Source organism: Halomonas qinghailakensis (assembly GCF_025820815.1).
Classification (GTDB): domain Bacteria; phylum Pseudomonadota; class Gammaproteobacteria; order Pseudomonadales; family Halomonadaceae; genus Vreelandella; species Vreelandella qaidamensis.
In genome coordinates this window covers 2,041,983-2,063,981 of sequence record NZ_CP096973.1, presented here as the reverse complement: position 1 = coordinate 2,063,981, position 21,999 = coordinate 2,041,983, and the positions used below count along the sequence as shown (strand labels likewise).

Genomic DNA, 21,999 nt, shown 5'->3' with positions numbered 1-21,999 from the left:
AACCTTCTCCGTTAGTTTGATTGGCCGTGGCGACGGCTTTGCACCACCACAAAGCGGCTGGCAACAAAAGCTTGGTTACATAAAGAGGCATTCGCCGCTGGATTACCGCCAGTGGCGTGAAAGTCACTGAAAGCAGCCGACTGGTTGACGAATATGCCCCCGTCCAGGTTCAGAGAAAGCGGAGCGGCCACATCCATCGCCAGCTCTTCAAGCTGGTCGGCCACGGCCTCATCGGTGGTGTAGGCTCCGAGGGTGATTGCGCCCTTTTCGCGAATCACCTCACGCGCCAGTTCAATGCTATGCGCGGTGCTGTCGGTCGCGACGATAAAGCTTATCGGGCCAAAGCGCTCCTCACTATAGGCAGCCTTTTGCGCTGCATCCACCTTGAGGATAAGCGGCGTGTGAATGCGGGCGTCAGAGTATTGAGCGTGTTTTCGTGACTCGCTATCCAGGACTATTTCGCCCAAACCACGGCACTCATCAATCCGTGCTTGCGTGTCTACTGACTGCAGGGCACCTAACACCGTGCAGGCGCGGTCATTGTCACTCAGAAACGCCTGAACAGCTTTCGCAAGCGCTGCCGCCACGTCGTCAAAACTGACATGGCCATCCGCTGTGGCAATACCGCTCTTGGGCACATAAATCGCTTGAGGGGTCGTACACATCTGACCAGAATAAAGACTCAGCGAGAAAGCCAGGTTCGCCGTGACCGCTTTAAGGTTATCTAGGCTATCAATAATCACCGTATTGATACCGGCTTTCTCGGCAAATACCTGGGCCTGAGTGGCATTCTCTATTAGCCAGTCACCGAAGGCATTGGAACCGGTGAAATCGATCAGTTTGACCGCAGGTTCTAGCGCCAGCGTTTTGGTCAGCGGGGCATCTGCCGTATCGGGTACCAAACTCACCAGGCAGGGGTCAAAGCCTGCTTCTTCCAACACTTCCTGTGCAACGCGGGTGGTTATCGCTACTGGCAGAATAGCGCCGGGGTGCGGTTTAAGCATCACCGGGTTGCCGGTTGCCAAACTGGCGAACAGCCCAGGATAAGTGTTCCAAGTGGGGAAAGTTGAACAGGCCACCACCAACGAGATACCCCGCGGCACAATGTGGAAACGCTTACCCATGACAATGGGATCATGCTTGCCTTGGGGCTTAACCCACTGTGCGGTAGCAGGAATCTGCGCCATCGCTTGCCAGGCATAGGCCACGGCTTCAAGGCCGCGATCCTGAGCATGCGGCCCACCTGCCTGAAACGCCATCAACGGCCCCTGACCACTAGTATGCATCACCGCCTGGGCGATCTCCGGGCTCATGGCATTAAGGCGCGACAGAATTTCCAGACAGACACCCACACGTGCTTGCGCCCCAGCCTCCCGCCAATCACGCATTGCCACTTGCATGGCCGCTATCAGTTCGTCGGGGTTTGGCTGCTCATAATTAATGCCAAGCTCAAAGCCATAAGGTGATATTTCACCACCCACTTGCTTTGTACTGCCCACACTATTAAGTGTAAATGGCTGATTAAGCAGTGCCTCGAAGTTAGCAGGGGCCGCTTTAACAGCATCTTCGGAGTATTTGCGCATGCTTTCTGGATAAGGCGTCCAGAAAGTACGGGTGGCAATTGCTTCGACGGCCTGCTCTAGGGTCTGGCGATGAGAATCGAACATCTGCTGCGCTGATTGCGTCATGGGGCGCTCCTGCACTCACTTATTTTTTTGATACGTTATAGACAAGAAGACTATCTTTCCCGTAACAAAACATCAAACGCTTTCCCTGGCACCGCTTGTTTAACAATTAGCCCACCACGATCAATAAACTCGATATACACGGGCTAAAGATCACTTTTCGAGCCAATTTTCCACCTTTCATACCATGGTCTAATAACTAACATTCCCCCGCTATAAATACATACAAACCGTTGTTAACAAGGCATAAATCATCAAAAATGCTGATAAGCGACACACTAATAACAATCAAACAATATTGATGTGTATCAAAATAAATCTATACTCGGCAGATATTCATCCTGTGCGCCACAGGCCGAACTGAGGTAACAATGCCCACTACTCTAAAAATAACTCCGCCCCTGGAAGGCGTTTTATGCATTACGCTGAATCGCCCTGAAGCACTGAATGCGCTGAATACCCAGCTGCTTGGCGAACTCGCCGACACCCTGAACAGCGCCGATTGTGATGACAACGTTCGCGCCGTGGTGATCACCGGCAGTGCGAAAGCATTCGCCGCCGGTGCGGATATTAATGAAATGGCTGAGCGCGACCTAGTCGGCATGTTGGAAGATCCTCGCCAGCACCACTGGGCCACCATTACGCGTTTTCGCAAACCAATCATTGCTGCCGTTAACGGCTACGCCTTGGGCGGTGGCTGCGAGCTAGCCATGCATGCCGACATCATTATTGCCGGTGAAAGTGCCCTGTTCGGCCAGCCTGAAATCAATCTGGGCATCATGCCCGGTGCTGGTGGTACCCAGCGTCTGCTTAGAGCGGTGGGTAAATCACTGGCTACCCAAATGGTGCTAACTGGCGAGCCAATTTCTGCTCGCCGCGCCCTTGAAGCAGGCCTAATTAGCGAGATTACCCAGCCCGAATTAACCCTTGAGCGCGCCATGACCATTGCAACGCGTATTGCCGCCAAGGCACCGCTGGCCGTGCGCTTAGCAAGGGAGTCGTTACACAAGGCGATGGATACCGACCTAGCCACTGGCCTGCGCTTTGAACGCCATGCGTTCACCTTATTGGCGGGCACCGCCGACCGCGAAGAGGGCATTCGCGCCTTCCAAGAAAAACGACCTGCCACTTTTCAAGGGCACTGACACAAGGATATTACCCATGAGCCAAGCGCCCCTGCTTTACACCGTGGAAGATGGCGTCGCCTGTATCACGTTGAACCGCCCCGACAGCCTGAACAGCTTCAATACCGAGATGCATGCCGAAATGCGCAAGGCGCTAAAAGCCGTGCGCCAAGACTCAAGCGTTCGCGCTTTGTTATTGACCGGTAACGGCCGCGGCTTCTGCGCAGGTCAGGACCTTTCCGACCGTAGCGTCGCGCCCGGCGAGCAAGCCCCCGACCTCGGCGAGTCGCTTGAAAAACGCTACAACCCTATGTTGCGCGCCCTTAAAGATATGCCGTTCCCGACCATTTGTGCGGTGAATGGTGTGGCCGCAGGTGCGGGTGCCAACATCGCCCTGGCCTGCGACATCGTATTGGCTGCTCGTTCGGCAAGTTTTATCCAGGCTTTCTGCAAGATTGGGTTAATTCCCGACTCCGGCGGCACCTGGACCCTGCCTAACTTAGTCGGCATGGCGCGGGCTAAGGGCCTAGCCATGCTTGGCGACAAGCTGCCCGCCGAGACTGCCGAACAGTGGGGCATGATCTGGCGCTGCGTCGATGATGAGGCGCTTCAGGAAGAAGCCATGAACATGGCTCGCCACTTGGCCACTCAACCAACGCGCGGCTTGGCGCTTATCAAACGTGCCCTGCACGCCAGCAGCGATAACAGCTTCAACGAGCAGCTCGACCTGGAACGCGACCTACAGCGCCTTGCCGGACGCACGGAAGATTACCGCGAAGGCGTCAGCGCTTTTATCGAGAAACGTCGCCCCACCTTCAAGGGAGAGTGATATGTCAGCCCTTCCAACGTCTGCCGTTATTGGTGTGATTGGCGCAGGTGCCATGGGCGCAGGTATTGCTCAGGTTGCCGCCCAGGCTGGCCACTCGGTCATTCTGCATGACAATCAACCCGGCGCTGCCAAAGCGGGCATTGATAACATTCGCCGTCAGCTGGAAAAGCGTGTTGCCAAGGGCAAGATGATCCAAGGGGATGTGGATAACATTATTGCTCGCCTACAACCTGCCGATGCTATCGATGCCTTGGCCGACAGTCATTTGGTTATTGAAGCTATTGTCGAAAACCTTGAGATCAAACGTCAGGTGTTCGCCCAGCTAGAAGCCTTGTGTTCGCCGGACACCTTGCTCGCCAGCAACACTTCGTCACTGTCGATCACTTCTATTGCTGCGAATCTTGAGCGTCCTGAGCGCATGGCAGGGCTGCACTTCTTTAACCCCGCACCGGTCATGAAGCTGGTGGAAGTGGTATCTGGCCTAGCCACCACCACCGACGTTGCCGACACCCTTTATGACACCGCCGTTGCCTGGGGCAAGGTCGCGGTGCACGCCAGCTCCACCCCTGGGTTCATTGTTAATCGCGTGGCACGGCCATTCTATGCCGAAGGCCTACGCCTGTTGCAGGAAGGTGCTAGCGATGCCGCCACTATCGATGCATTGCTGCGTCAAGCCGGTGGGTTCCGCATGGGGCCTTTCGAGCTGATGGATCTGATCGGTCATGACGTTAACTACGCGGTGACCCGCTCGGTGTTTGACGCTTACTACGGCGATACCCGTTTCGAGCCCTCCTTAGTACAGCAAGCGTTGGTTGAAGCCGGGCGCCTGGGACGTAAGTCTGGCAAGGGCTTCTTTGACTACGCTGAAAGCGCTGCTAAGCCACAGCCTACGTTTGCCGAACCAGCAAATATGGAGCTACCAGCACTTGTCGTACAGGGTGCCAACAGCACTCTCGCGCCACTGCTTGAACGCGCTCAAGAAGCTGGTCTCAATGTGGTGTACCGCGAATCGCTACAGCAAGACGGCTCCCCTCGCCTATACCTAGGCGACTTGGTACTGGCCCTCAGCGACGGGCGTTGTGCCGCCGAACGAGCGGTCAATGAAGGGCTCGATGCTCTGGTACTGTTCGACCTGTGTTTGGACTACCGCAACGCTAGCGCCATCGCGCTTGCTGCCAGCCATACGGCATCGCCCGAGGCCCGCCAACTTGCAACGGCGTTCTTCCAGCATATGGGAATGGACGTGGCCTGGCTAACCGATACCCCGGGGCTGGTGGTACTGCGCACCGTAGCCATGCTCGCCAATGAAGCTGCCGATGCCGTACTGCAAGGTGTTTGCAGCGCCCAGGATGGCGACCTGGCCATGCAAGCTGGCGTCAACTACCCACGCGGCCCCTTGGCCTGGGCAGATTCACTGGGTCTACCCTTCGTTCACCGCACCCTTACGCATCTACAGAAGAGTTACGGCGAAGAGCGTTATCGCAGCTCGTTCCTGCTGCGTCGCAACGCCCTAAGCGAGGAAAGCTTTCATGAGTGATTCCCAACTGACCCCACAGCAGCTGGCGGAAGCCTGTGCCGAGGCAATGTTTGCCCGTGACCATGCCAGCCAAGGGTTAGGCATGCGCATTACCCGTGTCGCCCCCGGCTTTGCAGAACTGACCATGACCGTGCGCCAGGATATGGTGCAGGGTCACGGCAACTGCCATGGCGGGTTTCTGTTTGCCCTGGCCGATTCCGCCTTTGCGTTTGCCTGCAACAGCTACGATGAGGCCACGGTAGCCTCAGGCTGCAGCATCGACTACCTCGGCCCTGGCCAGCTAGGCGACGAACTGACCGCCACCGCCGAAGAGCGCAGCCGCCGTGGGCGCACCGGTATTTATGACATCACGCTGCGCAATCAGTACGGCGATACCGTTGCCTTGTTCCGCGGGCGTTCCTACAAAATTCGCGGCAGCGTACGCCGCTTGGAAGATACTGACGCAGAAAATACTGCTGCTGGAGATACCCAATGAAAGACGCGCTGATTATTGATGCCATTCGCACCCCAATAGGTCGCTACGGCGGCGCGCTTTCGAGTATGCGTGCCGATGACCTGGGGGCCATTCCCATGCGCACCCTGATGGAACGCAATCCAGGCGTCGACTGGTCGCTGATCGACGACATCTTTTACGGCTGCGCCAACCAGGCGGGCGAAGACAACCGCAACGTAGCGCGTATGTCTGCACTGCTTGCTGGGCTTCCGGTCGAGGTGCCCGGCACTACCATTAACCGCCTTTGTGGTTCAGGCATGGATGCGATCGGCAACGCCGCCCGCACCATCAAGACCGGCGAAGCAGGACTAATGATCGCCGGCGGGGTGGAATCAATGTCTCGCGCGCCTTTTGTGATGGGTAAGGCCGAACAAGCCTTCTCACGCCAAGCCGATATTTTCGACACCACCATCGGCTGGCGCTTTATCAACCGCGCCATGAAAGCTCAGTTTGGCGTGGACTCCATGCCCGAAACCGCTGAAAACGTGGCTGAACAATTTGGCATTTCCCGGGAAGACCAGGACGCCTTCGCCCTACGCAGCCAGCAGCGCACCGCCGCCGCTATCGAGGCTGGCCGCCTTGCTGAAGAGATCATTCCTGTCGAAATACCCCGCCGTAAACAAGACCCACTGGTGGTGGATACCGATGAGCACCCGCGCGCCAACACGACCGCCGAGCAGCTTGCCAAGCTTCCCACGCCCTTCCGTGAAGGCGGCAGTGTCACCGCGGGTAATGCTTCTGGGGTTAACGATGGTGCCTGTGCGCTACTGATGGCTTCTGCCGAGCAGGCTGAACGTTTCGGACTCAAGGCTCGCGCTCGTGTGGTAGGCATGGCCACCGCCGGGGTGGAGCCGCGCATTATGGGGTTTGGCCCCTCTCCCGCTACCCGTAAAGTACTCGCCCAAACTGGGCTTACCCTTGACCAAATGGACGTTATCGAACTTAACGAAGCCTTCGCGGCTCAGGCCTTGGCAGTCATGCGCGACCTGGGCCTTAGTGATGATGCCGAACACGTTAATCCCAATGGGGGCGCCATTGCACTCGGCCACCCGCTGGGTATGAGCGGCGCTCGGTTGGTCACCACGGCACTGCATGAGCTCGAACGTCGGCAAGGACGCTTTGCGCTATGCACCATGTGTATCGGTGTCGGACAGGGCATTGCTCTGATCATCGAGCGCTTATAAGTCCATTCTTCAAACCACTAATCAAATCGTTACCCTGACCATGGCTTGCTCATAAAACGTTAGCCCAATAACAATTTGCTTGACCGGAGACTCCTGATGAATCAGCCCGCTACGCGTATCGACACTGCGACTCTCGACCCCTTGGAAACCGCCAGCGTCGACGAGCTGCGCGCCACTCAGGTCAAGCGCCTGAAGTGGAGCCTAAAGCACGCTTACGACAACGTGCCGTTCTATCGCCAGTCTTTCGACAAGGCTGGGGTGCATCCCGACGATATCCACACGCTGGCAGATCTCGCTAAGCTGCCGTTCACCACTAAGGCTGATTTGCGCGACAACTACCCGTTTGGCATGTTGGCCACGCCGATGAGTGAGATTGTTCGCATCCATGCCTCCAGCGGCACTACCGGCCAACCCACGGTGGTGGGCTACACCCAGAAGGATATTGATGTGTGGTCCGATGTGGTGGCGCGCTCGATCCGCGCCGCTGGCGGTAGCCGCAACGACAAGGTGCATGTGGCATATGGCTACGGCCTGTTCACTGGCGGACTGGGCGCGCACTACGGTGCCGAGCGTCTGGGCTGCGCGGTCATCCCCATGTCGGGCGGCCAGACTGAGAAACAGGTTCAGCTGATCCGTGATTTCCAGCCAGACATCATCATGGTCACGCCGTCTTATATGCTCAACATCGCCGACGAGATGGAGCGCCAAGGTATCGACCCGCGCACGCTGCCCCTGCGGACCGGCATTTTCGGTGCAGAACCCTGGACCGACAGCATGCGCACGGCCCTAGAACAACGCTTGGGCATTGACGCCCTCGATATCTACGGTCTCTCCGAGGTAATGGGCCCAGGTGTCGGCATGGAGTGTCTGGAAACCAAAGATGGCCCGACCATCTGGGAAGACCATTTCTACCCCGAAATCATCGACCCAGTCAGTGGGGAGGTGCTACCCGACGGCGAATACGGCGAGCTGGTGTTCACTACCCTAACCAAAGAAGGCCTGCCGGTGATTCGCTACCGCACCCGCGACCTGACCCGCCTGCTGCCGGGCACCGCGCGCCCTATGCGCCGCATCGACAAGATCACTGGCCGCAGCGACGACATGTTGATCATTCGCGGTGTGAATGTGTTCCCCACCCAGATCGAAGAGCAACTGCTCAAGATTGCGACGCTTTCGCCCCACTACGAGATCGAAGTCAGCCGCCAAGGCAATATGGATATGGTACGTGTGCGTGTCGAGGCGAGCCATCATGACATCGCCCGTGATCCAGTAGCCTGTGAGCAAGCAGCAAAACAGCTGCAGCATGCCATTAAGACGTACATTGGCATTAGCACCCAGGTTGAAGTGTGTCAGGTAGAGAGCGTGATGCGTTCGCTGGGTAAGGCCAGGCGCGTCAAGGACCTTCGCTAATTCACTCCTTAGCGCCTTAGCCGGCTGGTTTAGCCATACACTGAGACGTTAGAACGACGCCCTTGCAGGCAACCCTGCAAGGGCCTTTTTATACCCACACAGCCAACTTTGATAATAAAAAACGCCACATTAAGAATCACTTATGTTGAGCCACTTTTCCTTTATAAACCAACCACATTGGCTTTATCCGTAATCACAAAGTCTTAAAGTGACACACAAAAATACTTGTTGATAAAATATTTTGTGTCACTATACTTTAAACAAGATAAGTCAAACCCCCTGATAGTCCGACGCCGCGGAGGTCTCTATGTACGCGCAGCTCGTTGAAACCGGTTCTAAAAAACTTAAAACGCTTGATGAGATGGGCCCTGAGGAACGCCAGTTCCAGGAGCGCATCAATGATGAAATCAAAATTGAACCTAAGAATTGGATGCCGGATGCCTACCGCAAGACACTGATCCGTCAGATCTCGCAACACGCACACTCCGAGATCGTCGGTATGCTGCCGGAAGGTAACTGGCTGACACGTGCGCCGACCCTTAAGCGCAAGCTGCAATTGATGGCCAAGATTCAGGATGAAGCGGGTCACGGCCTATACCTTTATAGCGCCATGGAAACCCTGGGCGCCGACCGCGACGAAGAGATCGACAAGCTTCATGACGGGCGCGCCAAGTACTCCAGCATCTTCAACTACCCAACGCTCAACTGGGCAGACATGGGTACGGTCGGCTGGTTAGTTGATGGCGCAGCCATCGTTAATCAGGTACCGCTACAGCGCACCTCATATGGCCCTTACGCGCGCGCGATGATTCGTGTGTGCAAAGAAGAGAGCTTTCACCAGCGCCAGGGTTATCAGATTCTGTTGACCATGATGCAAGAAGGCACTGATGACCAAAAAGCGATGGTGCAGGACTCGATTAATCGCTTCTGGTGGCCTGCACTAATGATGTTTGGCCCGTCCGACGAGAACTCCCCCAACAGCGCCCAGTCGATGGCCTGGAAGATTAAGCGCCACAGCAACGATGAACTGCGCCAGCGCTTTCTCGACCAAACCGTACCGCAGCTAGAGCTGCTCGGCTGCACCGCACCCGACCCGGATCTCAAATATAACGAAGAGACCGGCCACTACGAGTTTGGCGAAATCGACTGGCAGGAATTCTTTGATGTGGTTAAAGGCAACGGCCCTTGCAACCGCGAGCGTATCGAAGCACGCCGTAGCGCTATTGATAACGGTGCCTGGGTACGTGAAGCCGCCGTGGCTCATGCCGCCAAGCGTCAACGCAAAGCTGCCTAACACCCACCGCTGATTTTAAACCTGGCTTTTAAAATCTGGTTTTGAAAATCTGGCTTTTAAAATTTAAAACAATAGAGAGCCCCACGTTACGGGGCTCCTCTGACCACTTGAGGTTTCTCTCATGGCTGACTGGCCCCTCTTCGAAGTTTTTATACGCAGCAAACACGGCCTTAACCACAAGCACGTTGGCAGCGTACATGCCGCCGACCGCAGCATGGCAATCGAAAATGCCCGCGAGCTTTACACCCGCCGTAACGAAGGGGTAAGCATTTGGGTGGTTCCCGCCAGCGAAATCACCGCGTCTTCTCCCGACGAGAAAGAGCCGCTGTTTGACCCGTCTAACGACAAGGTCTATCGCCACGCATCCTTCTACAAACTGCCGAAAGAAGTCGGCCACATGTGAGGAGGGAGGCTGTCATGCAGAACGTTGCTCAAAGAAACACGGCTAAGAAAAACAGCGCACAAAAAACACAAGCTCCGTTGATCGATTACCTGCTGCGCCTTGGCGACACGGCCTTGGTACTCGGCCAACGTCACGCACAGCTATGTGGCAAAGCCCCAGCGCTAGAAGAAGAAATGGCGCTAATGAATGTGGGGCTTGATCTGTTCGGTCAGGCACGCAACTGGCTGAGCTATGCAGCTGAACTAATGGTTGCCGAAGGCGATGACAGTCAGGCCAACATTGATGCCGACCAGCTAGCTTTTCGCCGCGATGCCCAGGACTTTCGCAACCTGCTGCTGGTTGAACAACCCAACGGCGACTTCGCCGATACCATGGGACGGCAGTTCCTGTTCGATGCATGGCACGTTCATCTTCTTGACGGCTTGGCCGAATCCAGCGACCCACGCATTGCTGAAGTGGCGGCTAAGTCACTTAAAGAAGCCACCTATCACCTACGCCGCTCCTCTGAATGGGTGATTCGCCTTGGCGACGGCACTAAAGAGAGCCACGCCCGTATGCAGCGCGCGCTAGACAATCTCTGGCAATTTACCGGTGAGTTAGTGCAGTTCGACGAGATTGATCAGGCCATGTTTGAAGCTGGCATCGCGCCCGACCCGGAGACCCTGGTTAGCCGTTGGAAAGCAACCGTGGACGAAGTGCTAAAAGAAGCCACGCTAGTGCGCCCCTCCTACGATGCGTGGATGTATACCGGCGGTAAAGTCGGTCATCACACTGAGCACTTGGGCTTTCTATTGGCGGAAATGCAATATCTGCCGAGGACGTATCCTGATGCTACCGTCTGGTAACTCTCCGTCGACGCCTACCGATCACTTGTCTACTGATGACTTGTCTACCGATGACTGGCCTTCCAAAGACTTGATCGGCAGCGACCGTAGCGGGCTGCCGCCAGCCGGTGAAACAGGTGATGTTGACGCTGTGCTGGCCGTTTTACAGGAAGTGCCAGACCCGGAAGTCCCGGTCGTCAGCGTGGTTGAGCTAGGCATTGTGCGCGATATCGATTGGCAGGATGGACGGCTGGTGGTCAGCGTAACGCCAACCTACTCTGGCTGCCCGGCCACCGAAGCGATTGAGCAGCATATTGTTGAAGCGCTGGTGGCCTCGGGTTATTCAAATCCGCTAATCCAGCGCCGCCTGTCACCCGCCTGGACCACCGACTGGCTGACCGACGCCGGTCGCGAAAAACTACGCGCTTACGGCATCGCTCCGCCAGTGGGAAGTGCCAGCAAGCGGAGTTTGACCGGCCAGTCTGACCCGGTAGTGCCCTGCCCGCTGTGTGGCAGCGAAGCGACCGAACGCGTCAGCGAATTCGGTTCTACGGCTTGCAAGGCGCTCTACCGCTGTCGCGATTGCCTGGAGCCTTTCGATTATTTCAAGTGCCTGTAACTTCAACGATAAATGCAGCGCACTACGATTGACGAGACCATTTCCCATGAGCCGATTTCACGCCTTGACCGTCAAGGATGTACGCAAGGAAACCCATGATGCCGTTTCCATTGCCTTTGACATTCCCGACGATCTGCAGGACGCCTTTCGCTTCACCCAAGGGCAGTACCTAACGCTGCGCCACGATATCGACGGCGAAGATGTCCGCCGCTCTTACTCGATCTGCACCGGCGTTCACGAGCATGAGTTGAGAGTTGCGGTTAAATTGGTGCCCGGTGGCAGTTTTTCGACCTTTGCCAACCAGCAGCTGCAGCCCGGCGACCGCCTGGATGTCATGCCGCCTCAAGGCAAGTTCTTTGTGCCGCTTGACCCCAGCCGTGAAGGACACTATCTGGCGGTAACCGCTGGCAGCGGCGTCACGCCCATTATGTCGATTGTCTCTACCACGCTGGAAAGCGAGCCGAAAAGCCGCTTTACGGTGATTTATGGCAACCGCTCTACCACGGGAACGCTGTTTCGTGATCGCCTGCAAGACCTTAAGGATCGCTACCTAGAGCGTCTCAACATTATTTACGTATTCAGTCGCGAGCAGCAGGAAATTGATCTTTACAACGGTCGCATCACTGCCGACAAGTGCAATGCGTTGTTTGACCGCTGGGTAGAGGTATCCAAACTCGATGCGGCTTTCCTGTGTGGCCCACAAGAAATGACCGAGACCGTCCGCGACGTTCTGATTAACCATGGGCTGCCCAAGAACAACGTTCATTTTGAACTGTTCACTGCAAGCCTGCCAACGGCAGGTGCCAAACGTCGCCAAGCAGCGCAAGCGAACCAGACGGAAGCCGACTCATCGCTTATTCAGGTGATCATCGACGGCCGCACCATCGAATATAAGCTGCCCCGCAACACCCAGAACATTCTTGACGCGGGCAACGAGCACGGTGCCGATCTGCCGTTCTCATGCAAGGCGGGCGTGTGCTCTACCTGTAAGTCTAAAGTCATCGAAGGTGAGGTGGAAATGGACGCCAATTACGCCTTGGAAGATTACGAAATAGATGCCGGTTACGTGCTGTCCTGCCAGTGCTATCCGATCAGCGACAAGGTGGTGCTCGACTTTGACGAGGTGTAGCCCCGTCACCATCGACTTCCAAAGCCGACGATCGTGTCGGCTTTGTTGATCTTGATACCAACGCCTGATTCCAACAATATTTGCGGGAGAACGCTCAATGCCAGTTTTACAGAGTTACATTGCCGGCCAGTGGTTTGGCAGCACCGAGTCTAAAGCGCTGATCAGTGCCATCAACGGCACCACCGTTGCGCATACTCACCAAGAAGAGATCGATTTCCGCGAAGCGGTGGCATACGCCCGCCACACCGGCGTAAAAAATATCTTAGCGCTCGATTTCCAACAGCGCGCTGCCATTCTTAAGGCGCTGGCCGCCTATATCCAAGAGCGTAAGCGTGAGCTGTATGCTATCTCTCACCACACCGGCTGTACCAAAGCCGACTCTTGGATCGACATTGACGGCGGTTTTGGCACGCTGTTCACCTACGCCTCTACGGGCCGCAAAGAACTGCCTTCTGGTAACGTGGCCCATGAAGGCCCAGTGACGCAATTAGGTAAAGAGAACCATTTTAATGGCACCCACATCCTGGTGCCTCGTCGCGGTGTCTCAGTGCATATTAATGCCTTCAACTTTCCTATCTGGGGCATGCTAGAGAAGTTCGCACCCGCTTTTCTGGCTGGCATGCCGTGTATTTTCAAGCCAGCCACCGCGACGAGTTACCTGACCGAGGCCGCGGTGCGCGTGATCAACGATTCTGGCCTGCTGCCGGAAGGCGCACTGCAGCTGGTCGTCGGTGGGGCCGGTGACTTATTGGATCACCTAGAAGAGCAGGACTTTGTTACCTTTACCGGCTCGGCAAACACCGCCTTAATGCTAAAAAGCCACCCCAACATTATGGCCAAGAGCATTCCGTTCAACGCCGAGGCTGACTCGCTCAACAGCGCGATCATGGCACCCGATATCAGCCCGGAAGATGAAGAGTTCGCGATCTTTGCCAAAGAAGTAGTCAAGGAAATGACCGCTAAAGCAGGCCAAAAATGTACAGCGATCCGTCGAGTACTGGTTCCCGCTGAGCATCTGGATACATTGGCAGGCATGATTAAAGAACGTCTTTCAAGCATCGTGGTGGGCGACCCTCATGAAGAAGGCGTACGCATGGGCGCGCTCTCTTCCAGCGACCAGCTGCGTGACGTAAACGAGGCTATCGATCAACTACTGGAAACCAGTGAGTGTGTTTTCGGCAGAGACGGCAGCTTCAAAGCAGTCGGCCAGGGTGTGGAAAACGGCGCGTTTATCTCTCCACACCTGCTGATCAACCGTAACCCGTTAAACGACGGCGGCGCTCACGATATTGAAGCCTTTGGCCCGGTCGCGACGCTAATGCCCTACAACGGTATCGACGAAGCACTGGCTATTGCCGCCAAGGGCAAGGGCAGCTTGGTCACCACACTAACCACCAAAACTCCCGCCATTGCTGCTGAAATGATTCCTGTGCTGGCCGCCCAGCATGGCCGTCTACAGATCCTTGATGCCCAGGCAGCCAAAGAATCGACTGGCCACGGCTCTCCGCTACCGATGCTCAAGCACGGTGGCCCAGGCCGCGCAGGTGGTGGCGAAGAGCTTGGTGGCATTCGTGCGGTTCACCACTATCTACAGCGCACTGCTATCCAGGGATCTCCGACCATGGTGGCGGCAGTTACCGGGGAGTATGTACGTGGTGCGAAAGTGCTCGAAACTGACGTTCACCCGTTCCGTCGCCATTTTGATGACCTGCAGGTGGGCGAGTCACTGTTAACCCACCGCCGCACCGTCACCGAAGCTGATATCGTCAATTTTGGCTGTCTTTCCGGCGACCACTTCTACATGCACTTCGACGATATTGCCGCCAAAGAAACCCAGTTTGGCCAACGCATTGCCCATGGCTATTTTGTACTGTCGGCCGCCGCTGGCTTGTTCGTTTACCCAGGCGAAGGCCCGGTACTAGCAAACTACGGCCTGGATACGCTGCGCTTTATTACGCCGGTGCTGGTTGGCGATACTATCCGCGCCCGCCTCACCTGTAAGCGTAAAATTGATCAAGGCCGGGCTTCTCCAGATGGGCACCCGCAAGGTGTGGTGATGTGGGACGTGGCGGTGACCAATCAACATGACGAGTTAGTTGCCAGCTACGACATTCTAACGCTGGTCGCAAAGCGCCAGTAACGGCTCAGTCTGTATAACTAGACATAAATAGCCAGACATAAAAGCAAGGCAAAAAAATGACAGGGCAAACGCCCTGTCATCTTTTTGTATCGTACGAAAGTTAATAAAACCGTTTTAATACAGCAGTCGTGGCAGGAACAGCACAATGGCGGGGAAAATAAGTACCAACAACGCACGTATGGTACCCGCAACCCAGAAGGGGGTGACACCACGGAAGATCGTGCCTGTGGATACGTCCGGCAGGACGGCTCGCAATACAAACACGTTCATACCGACAGGGGGTGTTATCAAGCTAATCTCAATAACGATGACCACCAGTATGCCAAACCACACCAAGTCGTAACCCAGCCCCGCTACTACTGGGAAAAATACCGGCACGGTGAGCAGCAACATCGACATGCTTTCAAACACGCAGCCCAGCACCACATAGATCGCTATAATCACTAAAATGACCACAAAAGGTGCCACATTCAAGCCATTAACTAGCGCCAGCAGGTCACCAGGCAACCCAGCTCGATTAATGAAGTTAGCAAAGATCAGCGCCGTTAATACCACGGCAAACAACATCGCCGTGGTACGCACCGTATCCATTAGCACATTCATTAACACCGTGGGCGTTAACGCTCGATGCATCAGCGCAATCAGAAATGCGCCCATCGCACCGATACCGGCCGCTTCGGTCGGCGTAAACACACCAAGATAAATACCGCCAATCACCAGTACAAATAGCGCCAGCGTACTGCCTACGCTTTTCAGTGCTTGAATGCGCTCTGGCCATGGCACTTTCTCTGCCGCTGGACCCGCACTGGGGTCGCGCCAGAGCACCCACTTAATGGCACCAATGTAGAGAAAGATGCCAAGAATACCGGGGATAAAGCCAGCCGCAAACAACTCACGAATGCTGGTTTCAGTCAGGATTCCGTAAATTACTAGCATGACGCTTGGTGGAATCAAGATACCCAGCGTGCCACCCGCCGCAATGGAAGCGGCAGCCAGCGAATCCTTATAGCCATATTTACGCATTTGCGGCATGGCAACTCGGCCCATGGTGGCGCACGTCGCTAGACTTGATCCACATATCGCGCTAAAACCACCGCAGGCAACGATCGTCGCCATCGCCTGGCCGCCCTTGCGATGACCTAGAAAACCATTCGATGCTCGAAATAAGGCATCGGATAATCCCGCATGAGAAACAAAGTTGCCCATTAGTATGAACAAGGGTATGACCGACAGGCCGTAATCCATGGCCGTGTCTACCACCCGGCGCGCCGCCATTGCCTCAGCCGCATTCCAATTACCGGTCAGTAAGTAGAACCCCGCAAAACCGACAATGCCCATTGCAAACGCCAGGGGCACACGCAGAAACACTAATATCAACAGTACTGCGAAACCGTACAGCGCTTCAGTCATGGGGCTCTCCTTTGCTTAATGGGCCACCGTGTTCAATTACCTTGAATCCCTCAAGCAAATAGAAAACAGCTCGTATGAGGGTAAGCAGTGCTGAAAGCGCTAGCATGATGGCGATCAATCCGATCAGATAGCCATGGGGTATACGTAAAAACTCGGTCACATCTCCCCAGGAAAACGCGCGCTCTGCGAGCGCCCATACCCGTTGTGCCATCACCCAGAGGGCAGCAGTCACGATCAGGTTGACGATCACTTCACGTATCCAGATAAGCTTTACTGGGAAAACCGCATCAAGCAGATCGACGCTGACATGCTCTTGGCGCCAACAGACGACCGGCAGCGATAGAAACACCAACGCCGCCAGCATCAGTTGAGTTAGCTCCACAGCACCAAGAATAGGGGAATTAAAAAAGTAGCGGCCGCCTACGTCAGCAGTGGTCAACAGCATCATGCCAAAGAGGGTAGCGCCTGCCACCCCCTCCAACATCAGCTGCAGAACCCGACTAACGCGCGTAGCACGTGCCATTTGGGTTTGCATGATTGCTCTCCGTCCAGCGCCAGTGGAAACTTACTCTGCGTTGTCTGGTACTAGTTCATCTGGCACTAAGCTGCTAACGCTCTCTTCTTCCGCTGCAGCGACCAGCTGTTCGCGATAGAACTCGATAGCGGCCATCGCATCCACGTTACGGTTTTCTGAGACAGACTCAGCCCACTCAGCAATCATGTTGTCACTCATACTTTTCAGCGTATTGAGGTCGTCATCACCTAGCTCAGTAAAGGTGTGGCCAAGCTCTTCTGCAAAGTCGACGCCCCGCACATCGGATACGTCCATCATGTAACCGAACAGGCGAGATAAACGCTCACCAGAAACAGATTCGACAGCTTCACGATCTTCAGGCGACATTTCATCCCAGATCATTGGGTTAACAACAATGGTGAAACTGCCGCGGTAGAAGCCGCCATCAACTTTAAGGGTGTAGGGGAAAATTTCTGCGACACGGAAGCTGCGCAGCCCTTCAGGCACTAGCATGGCACCGTCGATAACGCCTTGTGAGCCTGCTTCATAAACGCCAGTAGGCGGCAGTGCAACACCGGTCAGTTCTAGGGCATTGGAGAGATCCCCCATTACGCCGCCGCCAACGCGAATACGTTTGCCTTTAAGGTCTTCTAAGGTGTCGTACTGCTCGCTGCTGAAGATCCAACCCGGGCCATGAACACCGGCAGCGACTACATCAACACCACGGTGTTCGCCAGCAGATGCTAAGTATTCTTGATGAGTGCGCCAGTAAGCGCTAGACGCGTTTTCTGATGAGAACTCCTGAAAGGTGGGGAATTCCGGAAGTTTGGTTAGTTGAAAGCGGCCCGTGTTATAGCCGTGGAAAACCCAGGTTGCATCAGCGATACCATCGGCAACCATTTCCATTTGGGAAACAGGGGGCCCCATATCATGTATCACGTCTACCGTGACGCGTCCTTCCGTGGCTTCTTCAATCCACGCTTTCCACGTTGGCCATACGATGGTGTTGATACCGTGGTTAGGGCCAGCCCAGGTACTCACGGTGATGGTTGTTTGTGCTAAGGCGGGCGTGCTCAATGTTGCGGCAGCGATAGCGCCAATCATCAGGTTTGTTGTTTTGTTCATTTTTCTTTCCTCTGGTCGTCACGAACTGGGAGCCAAACGTGATACCTTATTTTTGTAATAAAAAAAATATTCGAATCACGTTTATTATCACAATGCCTGCAGATACATGGATCGCGCAACGATCCATCGACTAATAGATGATAATACTTAAGTATAGTGATAAATTATTATTTTAAATTACAACCACTTAAATCACATTGATTTGCCTTTGAGCGTTTCAAAGCTGCTGTTTTCAATTACTTTTCTAGCTCACCATTTTTGTTACACAATTTGTTTCTGAAAGCCCATAAGCGACACGCCATAACAAAAAAAACAGCGTGATAACTGGCACAGAAAGCCGAGAGAGGTATTTCACGAGTGCTTTATCCAATCCTCTCCAACTGCCGTTCAAGCTTGCGCATGGTGTTAAGCAAGTCACGATATTCACCAACGCTCAGAGTCGACACCAGATCGGCTTCCCACGCCTGAGCTTCAGGCACTAACTTATTAAGTAGCGCTTGCCCGGCTTCTGTTAGCTGCAAATCATGTAGCCGCTGATCCTGCTGCGAAGGAGTGCGGCTGATCAAACCACGCTCTTCCAACGACTGAATAGCCCGAGACACGCGCGCCTTGTCCATATTGGTATAGGCACAGACCTTCTTGGCGGTTAAATCATCGCAGTGGCTAAGCCACGCCAGCACGCGCCATTGCGCGATATTGAGCTGATAAGACTCAGCATAAAGTGCTTCAAGCGCTTGGCTGATACGGTCAGCGAGGCGGTTCAGCTGATAGGGTAAAAACTGATTTAGGTCTAACTCTGCCCTGGCTGAAGATTCCAAAGGTGTTTCGTTGTCTGCTTTATCCATCGTCATGGTGTTTCTCCTAGCGCCGCCATTTATCGGTGGGGAGTGAAAAAAAACAGCACGATAGCTGGGAATATCGGCACCAGCAATGCACCTACTCACCCCTCACTTATCCTCTACTGCTCCCCAGCCGTTTCCCACGTGGCGATATAGTAGCGTCATAGCAGCAGACGCATTACCAGCGTTACTGGCATCACTAATTGTTAAATTAGCAGACCTTTAATGAAACTAACCCTAGGAGGAACACTGCCGCCAGATGCTCTCTTATGCAACTAATTTGCGTATTATGATTATTAGACTTAGGTATTAAGCTGCAACAAACAGCTGATTTCTTAGGCATTATTGCCTTTATCTTGCAAAAACATGGCTAGCAAGCACGTAGCATACTGGACATTTAGTTTCATAAGAAACTATCCTCCTGGCATACAACGATCTGAATCACCCTGATAGCACCGGAGATACCATGAGCAAGAAGTTTGCATCCCATGCCGACACCGAAGAAAAACAGATCAGTTTCATCAAGCTGGCAGAAGGGCTTTACGCTTACACGGCTGAAGGTGACCCCAATACCGGCATCGTGATTGGCGATGACAGCGTGATGGTCATCGACACCCAGGCCACGCCCATCATGGCCCAGGACGTTATCCGCCGTATCCGCGAAGTGACTGATCTACCAATTAAGCATGTGGTCATGTCTCACTATCACGCCGTCCGTGTACTGGGGGCTTCCGCGTATAACGCTGAGAACATCTACGCAAGCCAGAACACTTATGACCTAATTGTCGAGCGTGGACAGCAAGACTATGAATCAGAAGTTGGCCGTTTCCCGCGCCTGTTCAAAGGCGTCGATTCTGTCCCTGGTTTAACTTGGCCAACCATTGTCTTCCAGGAAAAACTGACCGTCTTCATGGGTGAGCGCGAGGTACAGATCATCCACTTGGGCCGCGGACACACCAAGGGCGACACCATCGTCTGGTTACCGAAAGAAAAAATCATGTTTGCCGGTGACCTCGTTGAGTATGGTGCCACTCCTTATACCGGTGACGCTTACCACGAGGACTGGCCGGCCACGCTTGATCGCCTCCAGGCCATGCAGCCTCAAAAGCTGGTGCCCGGCCGTGGCGATGCGCTACAGACTGCCGAGCAGTGCCAGGAAGCTATCCAAGGCACCCGCGACTTTTTGAATGATATGTATGGAAGTGTCAAAGCAGGCAAGGCGGCGGGCAAATCGCTCTCCGAGTGCTACGCCGACACCTACGCATTGCTGAAACCAAAGTATGGCCATTGGGTCATCTTCGACCACTGTGTGCCTTTCGACATCACGCGCTGCTATGACGAAGCAGGCGGCGAATACCCAGATCCCCGCATTTGGACAGCAGAGCGCGATACCGCTATGTGGCACTCGCTGCAAGACGCTGTCGAAAATCAGTAAGTGCTTACTAGAGACACCCACTGATCACGCCCAGCGTCGGGAGCTATGCCCCGACGCTGCAGGGGAGCAATAGATGCCAACTACCTATAAAAATCCTGTCTATCCTTACCGACGCCCGCCTGAGCTCGATAGTCAAAACGTGCGCCATTGCCCGGTGGTGATTGTCGGTGCCGGACCCAGCGGCCTCGCCGCCGCTATTGATTTAGCTAAGCAGGGCATTCACTCCATTGTCCTCGACGATAACAACACCGTTAGCGTGGGTTCCCGGGCGCTGTGCTTTGCCAAGCGTTCACTGGAAATTGTCGACCGTTTGGGCTGTGTCGAGCCGATGCTTGAAAAAGGCGTCACTTGGCAGCACGGTCGCGTCTTTTTCCAAGACCGCGAAGTGTACGACTTTAACCTGCTGCCCGAAGACGGCCATCGCATCCCGGCCTTTATTAACTTGCAGCAGTATTACTTTGAAGAGTTTCTGGTCAACCGCGCTCACGACTTTGCTGAACAGATTGATCTGCGTTGGAAACACAAGGTCATTAATGTCGATGCTCAGCCTGACAGCACCACCCTCAACGTCTCTACTCAGGATGGTGATTATCAACTGACCTGTGACTACCTTCTTGTCGCGGATGGCGCTAACAGCCGAATTCGCGACATGCTGGGCCTTGAGTGCAAAGGCCAGGTATTCCAAGACCGCTTCCTGATTGCTGATGTGGTGATGAAGGCCGACTTCCCGACAGAACGCTGGTTCTGGTTTGATCCGCCCTTCCACCCCAATCAATCAGTACTGCTACACAAAGAACCCGACAATGTGTGGCGTATCGACTTCCAGCTAGGCTGGGACGCTGACCCGGAAGAAGAGAAGAAAGAAGAGAACATTCGCCCACGGGTACAAGCCATGCTTGGACCAGACGTGGAGTTCGAGCTTGAGTGGGCCAGTGTCTACACTTTCCGCTGCCGTAAAATGGATAACTTTATTCATAACAGCGTGATATTCATGGGCGACGCGGCTCATCAGGTTTCCCCCTTCGGGGCCAGGGGAGCCAACGGTGCCCTGCAGGGCGTAGACAACTTAGTCTGGAAGCTTGCTCGAGTGCTCAAACAGCAGGCACCTAAAACGCTACTGTCCACATACAACACTGAGCGCCAGCACGGCGCGGCAGAAAACCTCCTTAACTCTACCCGCGCCACCGACTTTATTACCCCGAAGAGCCATATTAGCCACGTGTTCCGCGATGTGACGTTGGAGCTGGCTGAGAAGCACCCCTTCGCACGTAGTCTGGTCAACAGCGGCCGACTCTCTATGCCTTGTCGCTATGACCACTCGCCGCTCAATACGCCCGATGTGGACGGCGGCCCAAGTGAGTTGCGCCCCGGCAGCCCCATTAAAGATGCCCCTATTCGAGTAGGCGAAGAGAACGCCTGGCTACTCAATCAGTTTGGCGATGGCTTTGTGTTGCTGCTCGACGGCCGTGCTGATGATCAACATGACGCTACTTTGTTGAAAGACCTAGATACTCTGCTAGAGCGACGCCCCGATGTCAGCCTAGTGATCGTTGGCCCCACGCCGCAGGCGCTCAGCACGCTACCGCGCACCACCGTGGTGGATGATGCTGAAGGACTAATCACCCAGCGATACGGCCTGAAAGCAGGTGCCGGGTACCTTGTTCGTCCCGACCAACATGTTGCTGCTCGCTGGCACGCCATCACTGCCCACCAGGTTGAAGATGCCTTAGACCGCGCGCTGGGCGTGCATCTTGCGGGTACCGCTGACACTACCTTTCAGGAGCGTTGCCATGCCAAGGCTTGAATTGAATCCCAACTTCACTGACCCGGATGCGTTTTACGCGGCACTCACCGCACTACACCGCGACCGCAGCGAAGCCGACAGCGAACGCATCAATGCACGCTTGATTTTGCTACTGGCTAACCACATCGGCGACCAAGCGGTGCTTGAAGAAGCGATGTCCCATGCGGTGGCTGATGGCGATCAATAGCCGCGCCTTAAGTT

20 protein-coding genes are annotated in these 21,999 nt (G+C 54.9%); 15 read left to right on the top strand and 5 right to left on the bottom strand.

All coding sequences use genetic code 11. The features are described 5' to 3' along the window. Positions 1–11 precede the first annotated feature (11 nt). Complete coding sequence (paaN, locus tag M0220_RS09715; protein WP_264017498.1) at positions 12–1,688, bottom strand: phenylacetic acid degradation protein PaaN; 1,677 nt, start codon at positions 1,686–1,688, stop codon at positions 12–14. 368 nt (positions 1,689–2,056) lie between these two features. On the opposite strand from paaN, the gene paaF reads away from it, so the two are divergent. The 12 genes from paaF to paaZ all read left to right on the top strand — a co-directional run bounded on the left by paaF (position 2,057) and on the right by paaZ (position 14,671). After that, complete coding sequence (paaF, locus tag M0220_RS09710; RefSeq protein WP_030070897.1) at positions 2,057–2,830, top strand: 2,3-dehydroadipyl-CoA hydratase PaaF; 774 nt, start codon at positions 2,057–2,059, stop codon at positions 2,828–2,830. A gap of 16 nt (positions 2,831–2,846) precedes the next feature. Further along, complete coding sequence (gene paaG / locus M0220_RS09705) at positions 2,847–3,638, top strand: 2-(1,2-epoxy-1,2-dihydrophenyl)acetyl-CoA isomerase PaaG (protein WP_009723071.1); 792 nt, start codon at positions 2,847–2,849, stop codon at positions 3,636–3,638. 1 nt (position 3,639) lies between these two features. Further along, entirely contained in the window at positions 3,640–5,175 is a 1,536-nt protein-coding gene (gene paaH / locus M0220_RS09700; RefSeq protein ID WP_264017496.1) for a 3-hydroxyacyl-CoA dehydrogenase PaaH, read from the top strand. Next, positions 5,168–5,650, top strand: coding sequence for a hydroxyphenylacetyl-CoA thioesterase PaaI (paaI, locus tag M0220_RS09695; protein ID WP_264017495.1), 483 nt, complete (start codon positions 5,168–5,170; stop codon positions 5,648–5,650). Before paaH ends, paaI begins: the two co-directional genes overlap by 8 nt. Then, positions 5,647–6,852, top strand: coding sequence for a 3-oxoadipyl-CoA thiolase (gene pcaF / locus M0220_RS09690; protein ID WP_264017494.1), 1,206 nt, complete (start codon positions 5,647–5,649; stop codon positions 6,850–6,852). The genes paaI and pcaF overlap by 4 nt, the downstream gene beginning before the upstream one ends. Positions 6,853–6,948: 96 nt before the next feature. Continuing rightward, positions 6,949–8,262 carry a phenylacetate--CoA ligase PaaK gene (gene paaK / locus M0220_RS09685; RefSeq protein WP_030070902.1) on the top strand — a complete coding sequence of 438 codons (1,314 nt, stop codon included), beginning with the start codon at positions 6,949–6,951 and terminating at the stop codon, positions 8,260–8,262. A 307-nt stretch (positions 8,263–8,569) separates the two neighbouring features. Beyond that, positions 8,570–9,556: a 1,2-phenylacetyl-CoA epoxidase subunit PaaA gene (paaA, locus tag M0220_RS09680; protein ID WP_030070903.1), complete on the top strand. Its 987-nt coding sequence runs from the start codon at positions 8,570–8,572 to the stop codon at positions 9,554–9,556. A 121-nt stretch (positions 9,557–9,677) separates the two neighbouring features. After that, positions 9,678–9,959, top strand: a complete 282-nt coding sequence (gene paaB, locus M0220_RS09675) for a 1,2-phenylacetyl-CoA epoxidase subunit PaaB (protein WP_009723077.1) — start codon at positions 9,678–9,680, stop codon at positions 9,957–9,959. Between the two features lie 14 nt (positions 9,960–9,973). Continuing rightward, the gene (gene paaC, locus M0220_RS09670) at positions 9,974–10,804 is read left to right on the top strand and encodes a 1,2-phenylacetyl-CoA epoxidase subunit PaaC (protein WP_264017493.1); all 831 of its coding nucleotides are present in this window, start codon (positions 9,974–9,976) and stop codon (positions 10,802–10,804) included. Continuing rightward, entirely contained in the window at positions 10,788–11,402 is a 615-nt protein-coding gene (gene paaD, locus M0220_RS09665) for a 1,2-phenylacetyl-CoA epoxidase subunit PaaD (protein WP_264017492.1), read from the top strand. The genes paaC and paaD overlap by 17 nt, the downstream gene beginning before the upstream one ends. Before the next feature lie 46 nt (positions 11,403–11,448). Next, a complete protein-coding gene (paaE, locus tag M0220_RS09660; RefSeq protein WP_030070914.1) occupies positions 11,449–12,531 on the top strand; it encodes a 1,2-phenylacetyl-CoA epoxidase subunit PaaE in 1,083 nt (360 codons plus the stop codon). A 97-nt stretch (positions 12,532–12,628) separates the two neighbouring features. Further along, positions 12,629–14,671, top strand: a complete 2,043-nt coding sequence (paaZ, locus tag M0220_RS09655; RefSeq protein ID WP_264017491.1) for a phenylacetic acid degradation bifunctional protein PaaZ — start codon at positions 12,629–12,631, stop codon at positions 14,669–14,671. A gap of 114 nt (positions 14,672–14,785) precedes the next feature. On the opposite strand, the gene M0220_RS09650 is transcribed toward paaZ, so the two are convergent. The 4 genes from M0220_RS09650 to M0220_RS09635 all read right to left on the bottom strand — a co-directional run bounded on the left by M0220_RS09650 (position 14,786) and on the right by M0220_RS09635 (position 18,571). Further along, the gene (locus M0220_RS09650) at positions 14,786–16,081 is read right to left on the bottom strand and encodes a TRAP transporter large permease (protein ID WP_030070918.1); all 1,296 of its coding nucleotides are present in this window, start codon (positions 16,079–16,081) and stop codon (positions 14,786–14,788) included. After that, complete coding sequence (locus tag M0220_RS09645) at positions 16,074–16,616, bottom strand: TRAP transporter small permease (protein WP_264017490.1); 543 nt, start codon at positions 16,614–16,616, stop codon at positions 16,074–16,076. Before M0220_RS09645 ends, M0220_RS09650 begins: the two co-directional genes overlap by 8 nt. A 30-nt stretch (positions 16,617–16,646) precedes the next feature. Beyond that, positions 16,647–17,720, bottom strand: a complete 1,074-nt coding sequence (locus M0220_RS09640; protein ID WP_030070921.1) for a TRAP transporter substrate-binding protein — start codon at positions 17,718–17,720, stop codon at positions 16,647–16,649. A 362-nt stretch (positions 17,721–18,082) separates the two neighbouring features. Further along, positions 18,083–18,571, bottom strand: coding sequence for a MarR family winged helix-turn-helix transcriptional regulator (locus M0220_RS09635; protein WP_264017489.1), 489 nt, complete (start codon positions 18,569–18,571; stop codon positions 18,083–18,085). 454 nt (positions 18,572–19,025) lie between these two features. On the opposite strand from M0220_RS09635, the gene M0220_RS09630 reads away from it, so the two are divergent. The 3 genes from M0220_RS09630 (at position 19,026) to M0220_RS09620 (ending at position 21,985) form a co-directional block, all read left to right on the top strand. Beyond that, positions 19,026–19,994 carry an MBL fold metallo-hydrolase gene (locus tag M0220_RS09630; protein ID WP_030070925.1) on the top strand — a complete coding sequence of 323 codons (969 nt, stop codon included), beginning with the start codon at positions 19,026–19,028 and terminating at the stop codon, positions 19,992–19,994. Positions 19,995–20,067: 73 nt separating this feature from the next. Then, complete coding sequence (locus M0220_RS09625) at positions 20,068–21,798, top strand: FAD-dependent oxidoreductase (RefSeq protein WP_264017488.1); 1,731 nt, start codon at positions 20,068–20,070, stop codon at positions 21,796–21,798. Beyond that, positions 21,785–21,985 (top strand): DUF2783 domain-containing protein, encoded by a 201-nt coding sequence (locus M0220_RS09620; protein WP_030070929.1) that lies wholly within the window; start codon positions 21,785–21,787, stop codon positions 21,983–21,985. Before M0220_RS09625 ends, M0220_RS09620 begins: the two co-directional genes overlap by 14 nt. Positions 21,986–21,999: the final 14 nt, after the last annotated feature.

What these genes read in the sequence shown, in the direction of transcription:
- paaD (WP_264017492.1), top strand. Translation starts at nt 10,788, where the DNA reads ATGCTACCGTCTGGTAACTCTCCGTCGACGCCTACCGATCACTTGTCT.
- paaK (WP_030070902.1), top strand. Translation starts at nt 6,949, where the DNA reads ATGAATCAGCCCGCTACGCGTATCGACACTGCGACTCTCGACCCCTTG.
- paaH (WP_264017496.1), top strand. Translation starts at nt 3,640, where the DNA reads ATGTCAGCCCTTCCAACGTCTGCCGTTATTGGTGTGATTGGCGCAGGT.
- M0220_RS09620 (WP_030070929.1), top strand. Translation starts at nt 21,785, where the DNA reads ATGCCAAGGCTTGAATTGAATCCCAACTTCACTGACCCGGATGCGTTT.
- paaA (WP_030070903.1), top strand. Translation starts at nt 8,570, where the DNA reads ATGTACGCGCAGCTCGTTGAAACCGGTTCTAAAAAACTTAAAACGCTT.
- M0220_RS09635 (WP_264017489.1), bottom strand. Translation starts at nt 18,571, where the DNA reads ATGACGATGGATAAAGCAGACAACGAAACACCTTTGGAATCTTCAGCC.
- M0220_RS09630 (WP_030070925.1), top strand. Translation starts at nt 19,026, where the DNA reads ATGAGCAAGAAGTTTGCATCCCATGCCGACACCGAAGAAAAACAGATC.
- paaN (WP_264017498.1), bottom strand. Translation starts at nt 1,688, where the DNA reads ATGACGCAATCAGCGCAGCAGATGTTCGATTCTCATCGCCAGACCCTA.
- M0220_RS09645 (WP_264017490.1), bottom strand. Translation starts at nt 16,616, where the DNA reads ATGCAAACCCAAATGGCACGTGCTACGCGCGTTAGTCGGGTTCTGCAG.
- M0220_RS09650 (WP_030070918.1), bottom strand. Translation starts at nt 16,081, where the DNA reads ATGACTGAAGCGCTGTACGGTTTCGCAGTACTGTTGATATTAGTGTTT.
- pcaF (WP_264017494.1), top strand. Translation starts at nt 5,647, where the DNA reads ATGAAAGACGCGCTGATTATTGATGCCATTCGCACCCCAATAGGTCGC.
- paaB (WP_009723077.1), top strand. Translation starts at nt 9,678, where the DNA reads ATGGCTGACTGGCCCCTCTTCGAAGTTTTTATACGCAGCAAACACGGC.
- M0220_RS09640 (WP_030070921.1), bottom strand. Translation starts at nt 17,720, where the DNA reads ATGAACAAAACAACAAACCTGATGATTGGCGCTATCGCTGCCGCAACA.
- paaI (WP_264017495.1), top strand. Translation starts at nt 5,168, where the DNA reads ATGAGTGATTCCCAACTGACCCCACAGCAGCTGGCGGAAGCCTGTGCC.
- paaZ (WP_264017491.1), top strand. Translation starts at nt 12,629, where the DNA reads ATGCCAGTTTTACAGAGTTACATTGCCGGCCAGTGGTTTGGCAGCACC.
- paaG (WP_009723071.1), top strand. Translation starts at nt 2,847, where the DNA reads ATGAGCCAAGCGCCCCTGCTTTACACCGTGGAAGATGGCGTCGCCTGT.
- M0220_RS09625 (WP_264017488.1), top strand. Translation starts at nt 20,068, where the DNA reads ATGCCAACTACCTATAAAAATCCTGTCTATCCTTACCGACGCCCGCCT.
- paaE (WP_030070914.1), top strand. Translation starts at nt 11,449, where the DNA reads ATGAGCCGATTTCACGCCTTGACCGTCAAGGATGTACGCAAGGAAACC.
- paaC (WP_264017493.1), top strand. Translation starts at nt 9,974, where the DNA reads ATGCAGAACGTTGCTCAAAGAAACACGGCTAAGAAAAACAGCGCACAA.
- paaF (WP_030070897.1), top strand. Translation starts at nt 2,057, where the DNA reads ATGCCCACTACTCTAAAAATAACTCCGCCCCTGGAAGGCGTTTTATGC.